Raw genomic sequence first — 15,397 nt, forward strand, 5'->3', positions numbered from 1 at the left:
CAACCCGTTTTAATGTGGCTTGTAATGCTTGAGAATTAATGACTTTATATTCTATCCAGACTTCTTTGAAATCCGGTAAACAGTTCTGTTGCTCAAAGTAAGAAACAGATTTACCAAACTTTTTGTATGAAGTAATGCGGTTAGATACAGCAGCATTATACAAATCTTTATGAAGTTTGCGGTGGTAGTGCAACATTTCACTGACTTGTTTATTAGGATATAGTCGGAAAGTCGCTCTACGTAACGCCATAATCAATCACCCCCTTGGTTTTTCTAGTATACTACTATTATCTAATTTAACCACTGAGGACAGTCAATGAGCGTGGATCTGCTTGCTTTGTAGATAAATACATTGATCCCAAAGGAATAAATAAAATATAGTTGTCATAAATTCAACTGTCTGAATAATTTCTTTCAACTGTGTTGAAAATTAATTATCCAGACGTTTCCTTTATGACTCGCTTACATCCCCGACCTACTAAGAGTTGAGGACGGGGAATTACGCGATAGTGTTAAATGCTGCTAAAATTGGTAATGTGACTCGCCGTTAATTAACCCTCTCAATAAAATGCGAATCCAAATGTTAGTGTCAAAGACTACCCGAAATTTCATTTTTGGCGGTTTTGCTGACGCACAGCTTTGATTTCTGCCATAATATCATTTTCAAATTCTTGATCTTTAACAGTGATATCGCTTATCGCTATAGATGGAGTTTAATCAGTTTATCCTGATGTAAATTGATACAAATCTAAATAAACTCACTATTCTACCACCAGCGAGGTAAAGGCTATGACTCTTGTTAAAGTCAATCAAAGACACTTCCCAAAAGGGAATCTTACCCGTAGAGGTATGGCCTTAGCTCTTGACTTCTTCTGTGCATGGTTCCTGAGTTCTATTTTCAGAAGTAATCAAATCGGGATTCAATTTACCCAAATCTTTGTTTTTATTTTTGCTTGGCTAATTTTCCGCGTCATCATAGTTTACAACAATCAGGGACAAAGTTTAGGCCGTTGGGCATTTGATTTAAAGATCCTAGAAGTTGCAAATGGCGAAATAGTCAATAGAATCCCCCAATTTCAGACCTTATTACTGCGAGAAGGGATTATTTGCTTTTCTAGCTTGTTATTATCCATTTTCTTGGGGAATATCATCCTCAATCCCGCTGCTGTCGTCCTATTACTTCCCCTGATCATTGACGGCGGTGCAGCTTTATCCGATACTCAGATGCGACAGGCATTCCATGACCGCTTTTTTCGGACTATCATAGTTTCTTCCCGTCGGGGTTATTCATTAGATATAAAAATTAAACAGTTAGTTGCAAAATTTCCACGAAATATGAGATAATAACCATTTGTGTTAATTATCTCCAGGCTTTACAGTTTCTAAGATTATGGCTAAGAGTAAAGGTGCGCGCATAATAGTGACACTAGAATGCACCGAGTGTCGAACAAATCCAGATAAACGTTCACCTGGCGTATCCCGTTATACCAGTACCAAGAACCGTCGGAACACAACCAACCGCTTAGAACTGAAAAAGTTCTGTACCCACTGCAACAAACACACAGTTCACAAGGAAATTAAGTAAGAATGAGTTACTATCGTCGTCGCCTTTCTCCAATTAAGCCCGGAGATCCCATTGATTACAAAGATGTAGATTTGTTGCGGAAGTTTCTCACCGAACGTGGTAAAATATTACCTCGGAGAATCACCGGTTTAACCTGTCAGCAACAACGCGCTCTGACTCTAGCCATTAAACGCTCTCGAATTGTGGCTTTATTGCCCTTCATTAACGCCGAAGGTTAAGAATATTTTGGATTTTGGATTTTGGATGATCATCCAAAAAAGTAGCAGTTGCATGGATATGCCCAGTTACTTTGAGTCCAAAATCTAAAATTTAATATTTAATGTTAGGAAATTGCTAAAAACATTTAATTAATTCATTCTCAAAAATGGTACGATATCGCTAAATTTGAGGATGGAATTCTAAACTGGAATAGCATTTCTCACAGCAAATTATTAAATAAAGGATTAAATACCCGTTATTTAATCCAGAATTTCCAGTCTAAAAATCTCAAAATATTAAAATTAAAGTGCGACAGTTGTGGATAAGGGGACGTTAGTTGAATTTAGGGTTAAAGGCGATCGCCGTCTTGGAGTGATAGATCGTCCAGACGGTAAAACTAGTTGGTTTGTAGTAGATGAACGTGGTCAATCCCATAACATCAAAAATAACCAATTTACCTACACGGTTAACGGACAAACCTATAAACCAGGGGAAATCGCTGAGTTTTTAAGTCAAGTTCAGCCTTATCTAGATCCATCAAGTCTGGAAATAGCTTGGGAACTACTGATTGAAGATGGAGAAACTGTCACTCCTAGCCAATTGGCAAATCTGCTATTTTCGGAATCCACACCTCCCCAGTGTTATGCAGCCCATTGTTTGTTATCAGAAGATAAACTCTATTTCAAACAAAAAGGAGACGCTTACGAACCCCGCAGCGCGGCGCAAATAGCAGAACGCAAGCACCAGATTCAAGTAGAATCACAAAAAGCCAAGGGACAGCAGGAATTTTTAGCCCGGGTAGAACAGGCGCTCCAGGGACAAGTGGTAGAATGGCAACGACTGGATCGCCAGCGTTTAGACGCATTAGAAAAATATGCGACTTTGCTGGCGGATGTGGTGATGCTAAAAATAAATTACGACTCTTTAGCTCGTGCTTGTCCGCCTCCAATCTCAGTATTAGAAACTATGAATATGCTGGGACGTTCTGCTACGCCCCAGGGGGCCTTTCAACTCTTGATAGATTTGGGTTTGTGGACTTCCCACGAAAACCTGTTCCTGCGCCGTTCATCAATTTCCGTTCAATTTCCTCATCAGGTATTAGAAGTGGCGCAAGAATGTTGGGATTTTCCTCCTACAGATTTAGATACAAACCGTCTCGATCTCACACATCTCAAGGTATATACCATTGATGATGAAAGCACTACAGAAATAGACGATGGTTTGAGTTGGGAGATATTAGCAGATGGTAAGGAACGGTTATGGGTGCATATTGCTGACCCAACGCGGTTATTAATGCCAGATGATGAGTTGGATTTAGAAGCCAGAAAACGGGGTAGTACAGTGTATTTACCCACGGGGATGATTCCCATGTTCCCAGAGGTGTTGGCTACAGGTCCCATGAGTTTAATTCAGGGGAAAGTCTGTTGCGCCCTCAGCTTTGGGGTGATTTTAGATGCAGTTGGGGCTGTGGAAGATTACTGTATACACACTGGTTTAATTAAGCCTACCTACCGCCTCACCTATCAAGATGTGGATGAGATGCTGGAGTTGGGAGTTCAAGCAGAACCAGAAATTGAGGCGATCGCTAATTGGGCAAAAATCCGCAAAACTTGGCGTTATAGTCAAGGTGCTATCAGTATCAATATGCCCGAAGCGATGATCAAAGTCAAAGACGATGATATCAATATTGATGTTTTAGATGATTCTTCCTCCCGCCAATTAGTCGCAGAAATGATGATTCTTGCTGGAGAAGTGGCGGCGCGTTACGGACAAACTCATAATATCCCGCTGCCCTTTCGCGGCCAACCCCAACCAGAATTACCTCCAGAGGAAGAACTGCTCCTGCTTCCAGCCGGTTTTGTTCGTTCCTGTGCGATGCGACGCTGTATGCCTAAAAGCGAAATGAGCATTACACCAGTGCGCCATGCTGGTTTGGGTTTAGATACCTACACTCAAGCTACTTCCCCCATTCGTCGTTATAGCGACTTACTCACCCACTTCCAATTAAAAGCACATCTACGCGGCGAAGGTTTACCCTTCTCTGCTGAACAACTCAAAGAAGTGATGATGACGGTCAGCAGCATCACTCAAGAAGCAACAATGGTGGAACGACAAACTAATAGATATTACGCTTTAGAATATTTACGTCGTCATCCTGAACAAGTTTGGCAGGTAACGGTATTAATGTGGTTACGAGAAGATAGCAATTTAGGACTAATTTTATTAGAAGATTTGGGTTTACAATTGCCTATGTCCTTCCGGCGTTCTGTCAGTTTGGGAGAAAATTTATTAGTGAAAGTTAGTTTGGCTGATCCCCAAAAAGATATGATTCACTTCCAGGAAATTATGTATCAGGAAGCCCAATCAGTTACGAATTAGGATAGGTTATGTTTCGCGCCCAGTCGCAAAGGCGCAAAGGCGCAAAGTTGGAGAGTTTCCATTTCAGACGGCTATTAAACAATAATTATCAGGAAGTTAGGAAATGAATAAGTTTACTTTCGCTCTCATTTTGTTTAATAGTCTATTTGTTTCCATAGAAACTGCTAATGCTCAATCATTAATAAATAATCCCCGTAATTCAGATATAGAAATAGAGAGACAAACCACTAATGTGGATAAAATTGTTCAACAATTAAAACTACCATCTTCCAAAATAGCAGTTATTGATCAAAATCATCAGGTAAAAACAGAAGATTTCCTTTGGGTATTTAAAGATTTAAAGGAAGTAGGAAAACAGCCATTTCTTCAAGTTAAGAAGGAAACAGAGAAACCGAAAGCTAAACCTGAATCTAAATCACCGAAAGAAGATGAATTAGAAGATTTTACAGAAATTACCAAGGATACCAAAAAATCAGAGGGAATCTTTACTATTTATCGTCATAAACATAAAAATAAAATCTATCTGGAAATTAAACCAGAACAACTCCAAAAAAACTTTATAGCAAACTCAACTTTAGAATCGGGAATTGGTGAAAAAGGTATTTATAGTGGAATGCCATTACAAGATTTCTTATTCTACTTTCAAAAGGTAGATAATCAAATCCAGTTTGTGGTTCGTAATGTCAATTTTCGGACTCGTGAAGGAGATCCCCAAGCCAGATCAGTAGCGAGATCATTTAGTGATTCTGTTCTTTACACTATTCCTATTAAGAGTATTAATTCACAAGGAAAAACTATTCTTATTGATTTAGGTGATTTACTACTCACAGATTTGGCAGGATTATCTACTAATTTAGAATTAGCTGTTAGTCCCGATCAAGGTTATCTTGGTAATGCGAAAGTATTTCCCAATAATTTAGAAATTGAGTCTATTTTCAATTTTGCTAATAGTGGCAAGAATTCGGATGTTTTACCTGATAGTCGTGGCTTTACTTTAAAGGTTCATTATAGTTTATCGGAATTACCACAAAATAAATATCAACCTCGGTTAGCTGATGAACGGGTAGGTTATTTCCTCACAGCTTATCAAGATCTATCTAAAGATGAACGGAGAGATACTTTTGTTCGTTATATTAATCGCTGGAATTTAGAAAAACAAGATCCCACAGCCGCAATTTCTCCACCGAAAAAACCGATTGTTTTTTGGATTGATAATGCTGTACCTCTAGAATATCGTCAGTCTATCAAAGAGGGAATTTTGATGTGGAATCAAGCCTTTTTGAAAGCAGGATTCAAGGATGCTATTCAAGTTCAACAAATGCCTGATAATGCTACCTGGGACCCAGCCGATATTCGCTATAATACTATCCGTTGGATTAATACTGTAGATGGTTTTTTTGCGATGGGTCCATCCCGTGTTAATCCCTTAACTGGAGAAATTTTGAATGCAGATATTCTGATTGATGGTAGTTTTGTCCGATTATTAAAAAATGATTATCGGCAAATTATTCAACCTCAAAATTCACAAACTAGCACTTCTTTATCAACATTGGTCAACAATGGGCGTTTGTGTGGCAAAGGTAATCAAAGATCTCCAAAATCATTAGGCAATTTGTCTAAACTAGCGACAGATTATGATTTATGCTATGGCATGGAAGCATCTAATCAGTTGGCTTTTGGTTCTTTAGCAATGTCAATGTTAGGAAATACTACACCAAGTCCAGAGCAGTTAAAAGATTATATCCATCAATATTTACGTTTAATTATTACCCATGAAGTTGGTCATACTTTAGGTTTGCGGCATAATTTCCGTGGTAGTACCTTGCTCTCTCCAGAGGAGATGAATAATCCAGAAATTACGCAGACTAAAGGGATGACAGCATCGGTTATGGATTATATTCCCCCAAACATTGCCCCTAATGGTGTCAAGCAGGGAGATTATTTTCCACAGAAGGTGGGACCCTATGATGAATGGGTAATTGAGTATGGTTACACTCCCAGTCAAGCGTCAACTACCATGGGAGAAAAGTCGTTTTTAGCAGCAATTGCTGGAAAATCTAACCAACGAGAGTTGAGTTATGCTCCTGATGAGGATTTATCTAATAGTGATCCGACGGTGAATCCTTGGGATCATAGCAGTAATGTATTGGTTTATTCTCAGTCACAATTGGCTAATGCGCGGCGGATGTGGGAACGATTAAATCAGGGATATGCTATAGATGCAGAAAATTCTAGCGATGTAGAAGAGCGTTTTAATACCATCCTCAGAAATTATTTACAGAATTTATACTATAGCAGTAAATACATTGGTGGCCAGTCTTTTTACCGAGTTAAACCAAATGATACTAAAGGACAATTACCATTTGTCCCTGTGCCGGTAGAACAACAGCGACAAGCATTGATGACAATGCAAAAGTATGTTTTTGCGGAAGATGCTTTGAAATTTCCCCCGGAATTACTGAATAAATTAGTACCTTCGCGGTGGCTACATTGGGGGACTAATATTCAAATCGGACGGTTAGATTATCCGATTCATGATTTAGTCTTGTTGGTGCAGACTGCCGTGTTACGGGATTTATTGGCAAGCGATCGCTTAACACGGATTAAGGATCTAGAATTAAAAAGTGAAACAGGAAAATCTCTCACCTTGCCAGAATTATTTGATACTTTACAAACTGGGATTTGGTCGGAAGTTTTGCAACCTAAAGGCAAATTAAAAATTTCCAGTCTGCGAAGAGGGTTACAACGGGAATATCTAAATGTACTGATGGGAATGGTGTTGCGAAAAGAAGCTACTCCTGAAGATGCCCGAACTTTGGCTTGGTATAAACTCAAGCAATTAAATAATCAATTAAAACGGGTAAATTCTGAAGATGAATATACTCAAGCTTTCTTATTGGAAACACGCGATCGCATTGAGAAGACTTTAAATGCACCATTGGTGGGGAATTGATGTTGGTGCTAGTTGTAGAGACATCTGATGAAAATTAAATATGTCTAAAACCCTTGTAGAGACGTGACCTGGGTAAGGATTCTCGTCTCTACAATCTTTTTTACCGTCTAATGATGGTGATGGTGGTGAGTAATAGCTGATTGTGAATTAACAGCCATTCCTTCCGTTTCCATCAACTCAGCAATATGTGCATTTGCCCATTCAGCAACCATAGATAAAAATTGTGGATCATCATTAACACAAGCCATTTGTAAATAATCTACATTTGGATGTTGTTTTTCTAAATCATGAATAATGTGATGCACATCTAATAAAGTTTCATGATTTTCCGTGGCAAAACCAATGGGCATAAATAGCAACGCCTTTGCACCCAATTGAATCAAATTCTGAGCAGCTACTGTAGCATTTGGTTGAGTCCATTCAATTAATGGTGTATCGTGGTTCAACCAACCCACAGAAATTAACGGATAATTGTTAATTAACTTGTTTCTAACTAACTCATACATGGCTTGACTTTCATCAATTCCCGATGTAAAACCTTTAGCTTTGTGGGGACAACCATGATTCATCAAGATAATCCCAATTTGCGACGGTAGATAACCTGTAGCCAAATCATTATGAATTTTTTCTTCTACCAAATGCGCCATTAAATCAATATATTTTGGCTCATTGTAGAACGAAGGAATATATCTTTGGGCTTTGATCCAATGTTCATCACCATCAGCTAATTCTACCAGAGCATTATTTACTTGTTCAAGAGCAATACCACTGGTAAAAATGGAATCAACAACCAATAATGGATAAATCAGCAGTTTGCTAAAGCCTTGATCTTTAATTTCGGCTAAAACTTGATTTGGTAAAAAAGGAGCGCAAAAGTTAAAAGCTTTGAAAACTTGAACACCATTACCCCATTTATGTTGTAATTCGTGTTCAATACCCGCTCTTTGTCTTTCAAAGATGGCATTATGAGGGGAAATAAAATCATGATGTGTGTGTCCCCATTCATGACGATCAAATAATGCCAAAAGTTTGGCTAAAGGGGGATAAATCCAAGTAGGAACAGGAGCGAATTTAGCAGTCAGTAAATTTAAAGCTTGTTCGTTATAGTTAGCAAAATCTTCGTAGCTTTCGACTTCGCCATAGCCCATCAGCAATACGGCTACACGGTCTTTACTGGGTAGATGCTCGTGACTATGGGTAGCGTGCAGTTTTTCCGGGGTTGCAACCACAATGAGTTCCTCAAGATAACTAGAACAGGGAGACAAGCCTAGACAATACTAGATGATCTCTCTCAATTTGTAGCATAATATCCTATCCGGGGGGATGGGATAAAATAAATATAAACAATTGAATATAGAACTTAGGCTCTTTACAAAATTACTATTATATGCAATACCTTGTCCATTTTTTGTAGGTCGGGTTAAGCGACAGCGCAACCCGACGCTCATGTTGGGTTATGCCTGATGCCTCCGGCGAGCGCAGGGATACACCACACTTCGTGAGCGTACCTCAACCCAATAAAATCGTGAGGATATCAATAGGGTTTCAGGGCTTTGGCAATAGTATTGATGTACACAGTACAATTAAATCTGATCATCAATTTATTCTTGATCAGTTTGTAGTACCAGGTGATATTAATGGATCTTTACCCATAGAACTAAGCCAAACATCTATCAATCAAATTAATGCAATTCCTAAAGAAAATTTGAGTGATTTTGGTGTGTAGTAGCGAACTATATTCGCCATAAACTTTTCAAATATCCTCTCAAAGCAATATTTTGGAAATGAACACTATTAAAATTTTTATAGGCTGTTTGGGTTTGTGGCTATTCTTAGATATAGCTGCTCATTTGGGTGCGGAAATTTTTTGGTTTCAGGAAGTTGGTTATCTAGAAGTATTTCTACAAAGATTGTTAACTCAGGGGAGTTTATGGTTATTTATTGTGAGTTTGAGTGCCATTTACTTGTTAGGAAATCTCACTTTAGCCCAAAGGTTAAAATATCCCCCTTTTCCTAATTCTATGCCGATACAGGAAATGAAAATTAGTCGCAAATTAACCACTTTTCTTAGTCCTCAGTATCCCACAAATAATCAATCTCCTCAATGGCATAATTATGCCAATAAAATTAAATTGCGATGGCTTTTACCTCTAATCCTAGGATTAATTTTTTTGATGTGTTTAGTGTTAGTACAATATGGAGAAATTGCCCTCTCTGATTGGCCAGGGAAAGTTAATCAATCCAGTTTATCAGTGCCACTGCTATTGCGAGTAGATATAATTTTGCAGTTGGGAAAACAGATAATTTCTCAACCTTTGTATTTAGGATTATTTGGGGGATTGTCCATGGCTATATTAATTTATAGCAAATTCTTCCTCAAAGCGATCGCTATTATTTTTAGTCTCAGTTTGGGCTGGATACTGTCTCAATATTGGTCAAAAATTCTCTTATCTTTTCATCCTATTTCCTTTGATCATTCTGAACCATTATTTGGCAAAGATATCAGTTTTTATATTTTCCATCTCCCGATCTGGGAACTCTTAGGATTTTGGTTAATAGGATTATCTCTATATGGTTTTATTAGCGTTATTCTCACCTATTTATTATCAGCTAATAGCTTCAGGGAAGCTATTTTTCCAGGATTTTCTTCTCCACAAATGCGCCATTTATTGGGCTTATCTGGCTGTTTAATGTTAGTAGTATCTTTAAATTATTGGCTGAGTCGTTATCAACTGCTTTACTCGGTTCGTGGAGTGAGTTATGGAGCTAGTTATACTGATGTTAAAGCCCAATTACCAGCAGATACAATATTATATATTTTATCGGTAGCTATAGCCTTATATTTATTGTGGTTAACTGTATTTTGGCAACAAAAATCCTCACATCATCGCTGGGCAATTTATACATTAGGTATGTATATAACTTTTATATTAATCGGTAATTTTATTTTACCTATGGCTGTACAAAGTTTTATTGTTGAGCCAAATGAATTACAAAAAGAACAACCTTATATAATGCGAAATATTGACCTTACTCGTCAAGCATTTAATTTAGATGTCATTGATTCTCAAATATTTAACCCCACAGGAAAACTCACAAAAGCAGATATTAAAGCTAATGAATTAACAATTAAAAATATTCGGCTTTGGGATCAAGAACCATTATTAAAAACCAATCGTCAATTACAACAAATTCGTCCTTATTATCAATTCCCTGATGCTGATATTGATAGATATTTAATTAAAAATAACGGGACTCAAGAAAAACAACAGGTACTAATTGCAGCGAGAGAATTAAATTATCCAGATGTTCCTCTCCCAGCACAAACATGGGTAAACCAAAATATGATTTATACTCATGGTTATGGCTTCACTATGAGTCCAGTTAATACCGTTGCTGCTGCTGGATTACCAGAATATTTTGTCAAAGATATTAGCCAAAATGGTAGGGTCTTAAATACTTCTAATGCCAATATTCGTGCCAGTATTCCCATCGGACAACCCCGAATTTATTATGGAGAAATTAGTAATACTCATGTTATGACTGGGACAAAAGTTAAAGAATTAGATTATCCCAGTGGCAGCGATAATGTTTATAATACTTATGATGGATTAGGTGGTATTCATATCAACTCTCTATGGAAAAGATGGCTATTTTCTATATATTTAAAAGATTGGAAAATGGTATTTACCAGAGATTTTTTGCCAGAAACTAAAATATTATTACGACGAAATATTAACCAACGAATTCAAACTATTGCCCCTTTTTTAAAATTCGATAGTGATCCTTATTTAGTTGCGGTAGATGCCCATATAGATGGTAAAAATCAACAATTTCCTGGCAAAGAAAATTATCTTTATTGGATAGTTGATGCTTACACCACAAGCGATCGCTATCCTTACTCAGATACAGGTAAAAATAGTATTAACTATATCCGTAATTCTGTCAAAGTCGTTATTGATGCTAACAACGGCACAGTAAGATTTTACATTGCCGATGCCACCGATCCATTGATTACAGCTTGGTCAAAAATATTTCCCAAAATGTTTCAACCACTGAGGAATTTACCAGTCAATCTCCGTAGTCATCTCCGTTATCCAGTAGATTATTTCAAAATTCAATCTGAACGCTTAATGATCTACCACATGACAGATCCTCAAGTATTTTATAACAGAGAAGATCAATGGCAAATTCCTAATGAAATCTATGACAACGAAAGCCGTAAAGTTGAACCCTACTATTTAATAACCAGTCTCCCCAACCTCTCCTTTGAAGAATTCATCCTCTTACTTCCCTACACACCCAAACAACGCACCAATTTAATCGCTTGGTTAGCAGCACGTTCTGATGGCGAAAATTATGGCAAATTACTATTATATAACTTGCCTAAAGAACGCTTAATTTATGGACAAGAACAAATTGAAGCCAGAATAAATCAAGATCCAGTTATTTCTCAACAAATTTCTCTGTGGAATCGTCAAGGTTCAAGAGTAATTCAAGGTAATCTGTTAATAGTTCCCATTGAGCAATCATTACTATATGTTGAACCAATTTATTTAGAAGCCACACAAAATAGTTTACCAACATTAGTAAGAGTAGTTGTAGCCTATGAAAATCGCATCATCATGGCACCCACCTTAGAACAAGCACTAGAAGGAATCTTTCAACCAGAAATTGCACCACCAACAACTATCATTCGTCCCCTGTAGGGGCAATGCTCCTGTGCTTGCCCCTACGGCTTACCCCAAAACCCTATCAGGGCAACCACGGGGGGTTTGCCCCTACCATTAAATTAATGTATCGGTGTTCTAGAAATTCAAAAATTTAAGGGGACGTAGAAACCCCATCTTACTTCGTTGAAAATGGGGTAGTTCATACAACTATTACAATACTGTATTTTTAATATCCACCTACCACTTCAGGTATATATTCACATAATAAAAAACAAAACTATTGACAGAGATAACTAATCCTTACTTTTGCTAAACCTATAATCAGAAGCTATATACAGCTTTACCTAAACAAATCGTAGACTTAAATTAAAAGTTTGAAAATTCAACATCAGTCACAATTAAAACAGACTTTATATTGAGGGGTTTGCCACTTGGTTCTGTCACACTTGTTAATTAAGAACCATTATAGATTATTAAGGAAAATAAGATGTATATAGAGCAGGTATTGGGAAATACACTCATGGCCGACAATACCAATTTGTCCATTGCTCAAAGTGCAGTTCAACAAGAAAAAGTCCAAGTCCAATATCACAACATCCAAATACCAGATTTAGCACTATCTTTAGCTCCTCTGGGATTTATTTTTGTTTGGGCTATGTTTCTCCTACTTTTTCATAAAATCCGCACCAATACAGATGATCGGGTATGCGTGAAAAGTAAAATTCTACAAAAAGTTCCCTGTAAAAAATGTCAATTTTTTGCCAATAACCATTATTTAAAATGTGCCGTCAAGCCTGATTCTGTTCTTACAGAAGCAGCCATAGACTGTTCTGAATACGTGCCTAAAAAAGTTAGCTTTTCCCATAAAAATTTATTTCGCTAAAAAGCGTCTGTTTGGTTGTTCCTTTATTTCCCATGCCAAAAATCATTGATGCACCGACATCAAATGTATATCCTTGGCTTTGAAAATAACCGGCACTAAGTAGGTTGGCGTTAAAAATTGTCGTTGGGGCAAGGGAACTCTTAACTGGGAACAGGGAACAGGGAACAGGAAGAGAGTTTTGGGCGATTTTACTTTTCTTCACATACCTTTAAATTTTTCAGTTCACCTACTTACCACCGGGAATAAGAGATTCTTGAATGCTTTGTTATACAGCGATCGCTTAACAATTATTTATCTTTCGCGATCGCCCCCAAAATCAAAACCAAAACCAAAATATCACAATATTGTCCGATCTAATGCTTTTTTATACAGCGTTAGCTTGCGTTGCGGAGCAAATCGCATCAAAATCCATCTCCTGAAGGCGATTCCTAGGTCGCGCTTCGCTATCGCGATACCAGTCAAATCAAAATTTTTTATATTTGGGTTAGTATTATATAAAGAAATCACTCAGTTAGTCATATAAACGAATCGCTTTGTCTAAAAATTAAAAGGACTTGAATAATATGACAGTTATCTTAGAAAAAATAAAGGATAAAGTTTGGACTGATGAAGAGTTTATGGCTTTAGCTGATGATGGCAATCGTTACGAAATTGTAGATGGAGAGTTGATAAACTTGGGCAATTCAGGCATGGAGCATGGGAATATTGGCATATTCTTAGGTGGGCTAATTGAGATATTTGTAAGACAGCATAACCTTGGCGTTACTTGCGACTCCAGTACAGCATTTAAGATGAAGGGAGATAATAAGCGGTCGCCCGATATTTCTTTTGTTAGTAAAGAGAGATTGATTGGGCTAAAACGATTACCTAAAGGCTTTTTTAATGGTGCGCCCGATCTAGTTGTTGAGATTATCTCTCCAGGTAACACTTTTGACGAAATTCACAACAAGATTGAAGAATATTTTGAAAGTGGAACTAGACTGCTGTGGGTAATCCATCCTGATGAAAGATATGTGCTGGTTTATCATAGCCCTCAACCCGATCGCCTATTGCGAGGTGATGATATTTTAGATGGAGAAGATCTAATTTTAAACTTTAAGGTTCCAGTCAACGAATTGTTTAGAACTTTGGCGTTCTAAGGGAATTGATTAGTTATACTAAAAACGGGTCGCAGCTTTACTTGTAAAATCGCTAAGAGTATTGATATACAAAGATTTTTGCCTAAGCAAAGGTCTAGTATTCATCCGTTTTTAGTATAATCTGGGACAAAGACGATTACGAATTGCAACAAACATAAAACTCTTGTAGTGTGGGCATACTATGGCTAACGCCACGCTGCGCTATCGACAAGCTCAGTACAAGTCAAATAATTCAGAATTCATAATTTGTAATTTAATCCAAAAAAGAGGGAAAAGTCTGCTGCTGCTGACTAATCCCGCCTGCCGATTCTTTAAAGAGAGGAGAACATTTGAAAACAATATAACTCTGATTGAGAATCTTTGTCAACTATTAATGAGAGGATTTATCAATAAATTATAACGGGTTGTCAGCAAATGAAGTATTAAGTAGGGCTTGAACCTGACTCCTGAACTCCTGATTCGGTGAATTCTGCTATGATGTTCCAGTAAAAAGACAATTATCCAGTCGCCCTTTTCTAGCTATGACACAACAACTCCGTGTTTATGTTCCACCTCATCCCTTAATTCAGCACTGGTTGGGAGTTGCCCGTGATGTAGCTACACCATCAGTATTATTTCGTTCTGCTATTACTGAGTTAGGCCGGTGGCTAACTTACGAGGCTGCTAGGGAGTGGTTGCCGACTCAAGAAACAACGGTGCAAACGCCTCTGACTACCTGTTCAGCAACTTTTATTAATCCTCACATACCTGTGGCTGTTGTGCCGATTTTACGGGCTGGTTTAGGCTTGTTAGAGGGAGCGCAGGGTGTACTGCCTTTGGCATCAATTTACCATTTTGGCTTGGTGCGAAATGAAGAAACTTTAGAACCTACTTGTTATTTAAATAAATTACCTGAAAAATTTGCCCCCGAAACGCGGGTGTTAATTACTGAGCCGATGTTAGCTACTGGAGGCTCTATAATGGCAGCAATGGCGGAATTGACCCAAAGAGGTGTTGATCCGGCGTTAATTCGGATTATATCTGTAGTTGTTGCTCCCCCAGCGTTAAAAAAATTGGCTGCTGTCTATCCTGGCTTAATCCTTTACACCGCTACTATTGATGAAACGCTTGATGATCATGGGTATATTGTACCAGGGTTGGGTGATGCAGGCGATCGCATTTTTGGGACTTGAGCTAGGATGCCGTTAAGGCCGGAAAATAGCTAAAGTATTGTCAAAGTTGCTTATTTTCGAGAAGACGGTAAAAAATATGAGTCAACAAGATGGTTTTGCTAGTGGTTTGCTACTGGGTTCATTGATTGGGGGTGTAGTTGGTGGTGTTTTAGGGGCAGTGATTACTTCGCGCTTAGATGCTAAATTTGCAGATGAAGAAAATGACGGTTTAACTACTGGGGACAATGATAGCCAAACAGGGGCTAAAAAACGGCAAATGAGAGCTTCTGCTCATGAAAGTTTGGAAATAGAAGCAACCAGGCGATCGCTCGAAGATAAAATTGCCCAACTTAATGCCACAATTGATGATGTGCGGAAGCAATTAGGTAATGTCAACAGCAACTCATCCCAGGAAGTTAATGAGCATTCTTAAGCT

The 15,397-nt window shown here is 37.9% G+C and carries 13 protein-coding genes and 1 pseudogene; 11 read left to right on the forward strand and 3 right to left on the reverse strand.

What is annotated here, in order from left to right:
• Window positions 1–250, reverse strand: a pseudogene (locus AN490_RS06345) (RNA-guided endonuclease TnpB family protein); the annotation flags it as partial.
• 539 nt (window positions 251–789) lie between these two features.
• Between AN490_RS06345 and AN490_RS06350 the strand changes: the two are divergent.
• The 5 genes from AN490_RS06350 (at window position 790) to AN490_RS06370 (ending at window position 7,115) form a co-directional block, all read left to right on the forward strand.
• Window positions 790–1,344, forward strand: a complete 555-nt coding sequence (locus AN490_RS06350) for an RDD family protein (RefSeq protein ID WP_300000986.1) — start codon at window positions 790–792, stop codon at window positions 1,342–1,344.
• 46 nt (window positions 1,345–1,390) lie between these two features.
• Window positions 1,391–1,585 (forward strand): 50S ribosomal protein L33, encoded by a 195-nt coding sequence (rpmG, locus tag AN490_RS06355; protein WP_010998585.1) that lies wholly within the window; start codon window positions 1,391–1,393, stop codon window positions 1,583–1,585.
• Window positions 1,586–1,587: 2 nt separating this feature from the next.
• A complete protein-coding gene (gene rpsR / locus AN490_RS06360) occupies window positions 1,588–1,803 on the forward strand; it encodes a 30S ribosomal protein S18 (RefSeq protein ID WP_015083502.1) in 216 nt (71 codons plus the stop codon).
• A gap of 298 nt (window positions 1,804–2,101) precedes the next feature.
• Window positions 2,102–4,162, forward strand: coding sequence for a ribonuclease catalytic domain-containing protein (locus AN490_RS06365; protein ID WP_300000995.1), 2,061 nt, complete (start codon window positions 2,102–2,104; stop codon window positions 4,160–4,162).
• A gap of 103 nt (window positions 4,163–4,265) precedes the next feature.
• Entirely contained in the window at window positions 4,266–7,115 is a 2,850-nt protein-coding gene (locus tag AN490_RS06370; protein ID WP_300000997.1) for a zinc-dependent metalloprotease, read from the forward strand.
• 107 nt (window positions 7,116–7,222) lie between these two features.
• Here the strand turns inward: AN490_RS06370 and AN490_RS06375 are convergent, their stop codons facing one another.
• A complete protein-coding gene (locus tag AN490_RS06375; RefSeq protein ID WP_300000999.1) occupies window positions 7,223–8,344 on the reverse strand; it encodes a ferrochelatase in 1,122 nt (373 codons plus the stop codon).
• A gap of 296 nt (window positions 8,345–8,640) precedes the next feature.
• Between AN490_RS06375 and AN490_RS06380 the strand changes: the two genes are divergently transcribed.
• The 3 genes from AN490_RS06380 (at window position 8,641) to AN490_RS06390 (ending at window position 12,671) form a co-directional block, all read left to right on the forward strand.
• Entirely contained in the window at window positions 8,641–8,841 is a 201-nt protein-coding gene (locus tag AN490_RS06380; protein ID WP_300001001.1) for a hypothetical protein, read from the forward strand.
• A 58-nt stretch (window positions 8,842–8,899) separates the two neighbouring features.
• Window positions 8,900–11,824: a UPF0182 family protein gene (locus AN490_RS06385; protein WP_300001003.1), complete on the forward strand. Its 2,925-nt coding sequence runs from the start codon at window positions 8,900–8,902 to the stop codon at window positions 11,822–11,824.
• A gap of 451 nt (window positions 11,825–12,275) precedes the next feature.
• Window positions 12,276–12,671, forward strand: coding sequence for a hypothetical protein (locus AN490_RS06390; protein ID WP_300001005.1), 396 nt, complete (start codon window positions 12,276–12,278; stop codon window positions 12,669–12,671).
• Here the strand turns inward: AN490_RS06390 and AN490_RS06395 are convergent.
• Window positions 12,640–12,873, reverse strand: coding sequence for a hypothetical protein (locus AN490_RS06395; RefSeq protein WP_300001304.1), 234 nt, complete (start codon window positions 12,871–12,873; stop codon window positions 12,640–12,642). The genes AN490_RS06390 and AN490_RS06395 overlap by 32 nt on opposite strands.
• 361 nt (window positions 12,874–13,234) lie before the next feature.
• Here AN490_RS06395 and AN490_RS06400 point away from each other — a divergent pair, with 361 nt between their 5' ends.
• The 3 genes from AN490_RS06400 (at window position 13,235) to AN490_RS06410 (ending at window position 15,394) form a co-directional block, all read left to right on the forward strand.
• Window positions 13,235–13,810 carry a Uma2 family endonuclease gene (locus AN490_RS06400; RefSeq protein WP_300001007.1) on the forward strand — a complete coding sequence of 192 codons (576 nt, stop codon included), beginning with the start codon at window positions 13,235–13,237 and terminating at the stop codon, window positions 13,808–13,810.
• Window positions 13,811–14,331: 521 nt separating this feature from the next.
• A complete protein-coding gene (upp, locus tag AN490_RS06405; protein WP_168652604.1) occupies window positions 14,332–14,982 on the forward strand; it encodes a uracil phosphoribosyltransferase in 651 nt (216 codons plus the stop codon).
• Between the two features lie 76 nt (window positions 14,983–15,058).
• The gene (locus AN490_RS06410; RefSeq protein ID WP_168652605.1) at window positions 15,059–15,394 is read left to right on the forward strand and encodes a hypothetical protein; all 336 of its coding nucleotides are present in this window, start codon (window positions 15,059–15,061) and stop codon (window positions 15,392–15,394) included.
• Window positions 15,395–15,397: the final 3 nt, after the last annotated feature.

This window comes from Anabaena sp. AL09 (genome assembly GCF_001672255.1).
Lineage (GTDB): Bacteria > Cyanobacteriota > Cyanobacteriia > Cyanobacteriales > Nostocaceae > Dolichospermum > Dolichospermum lemmermannii.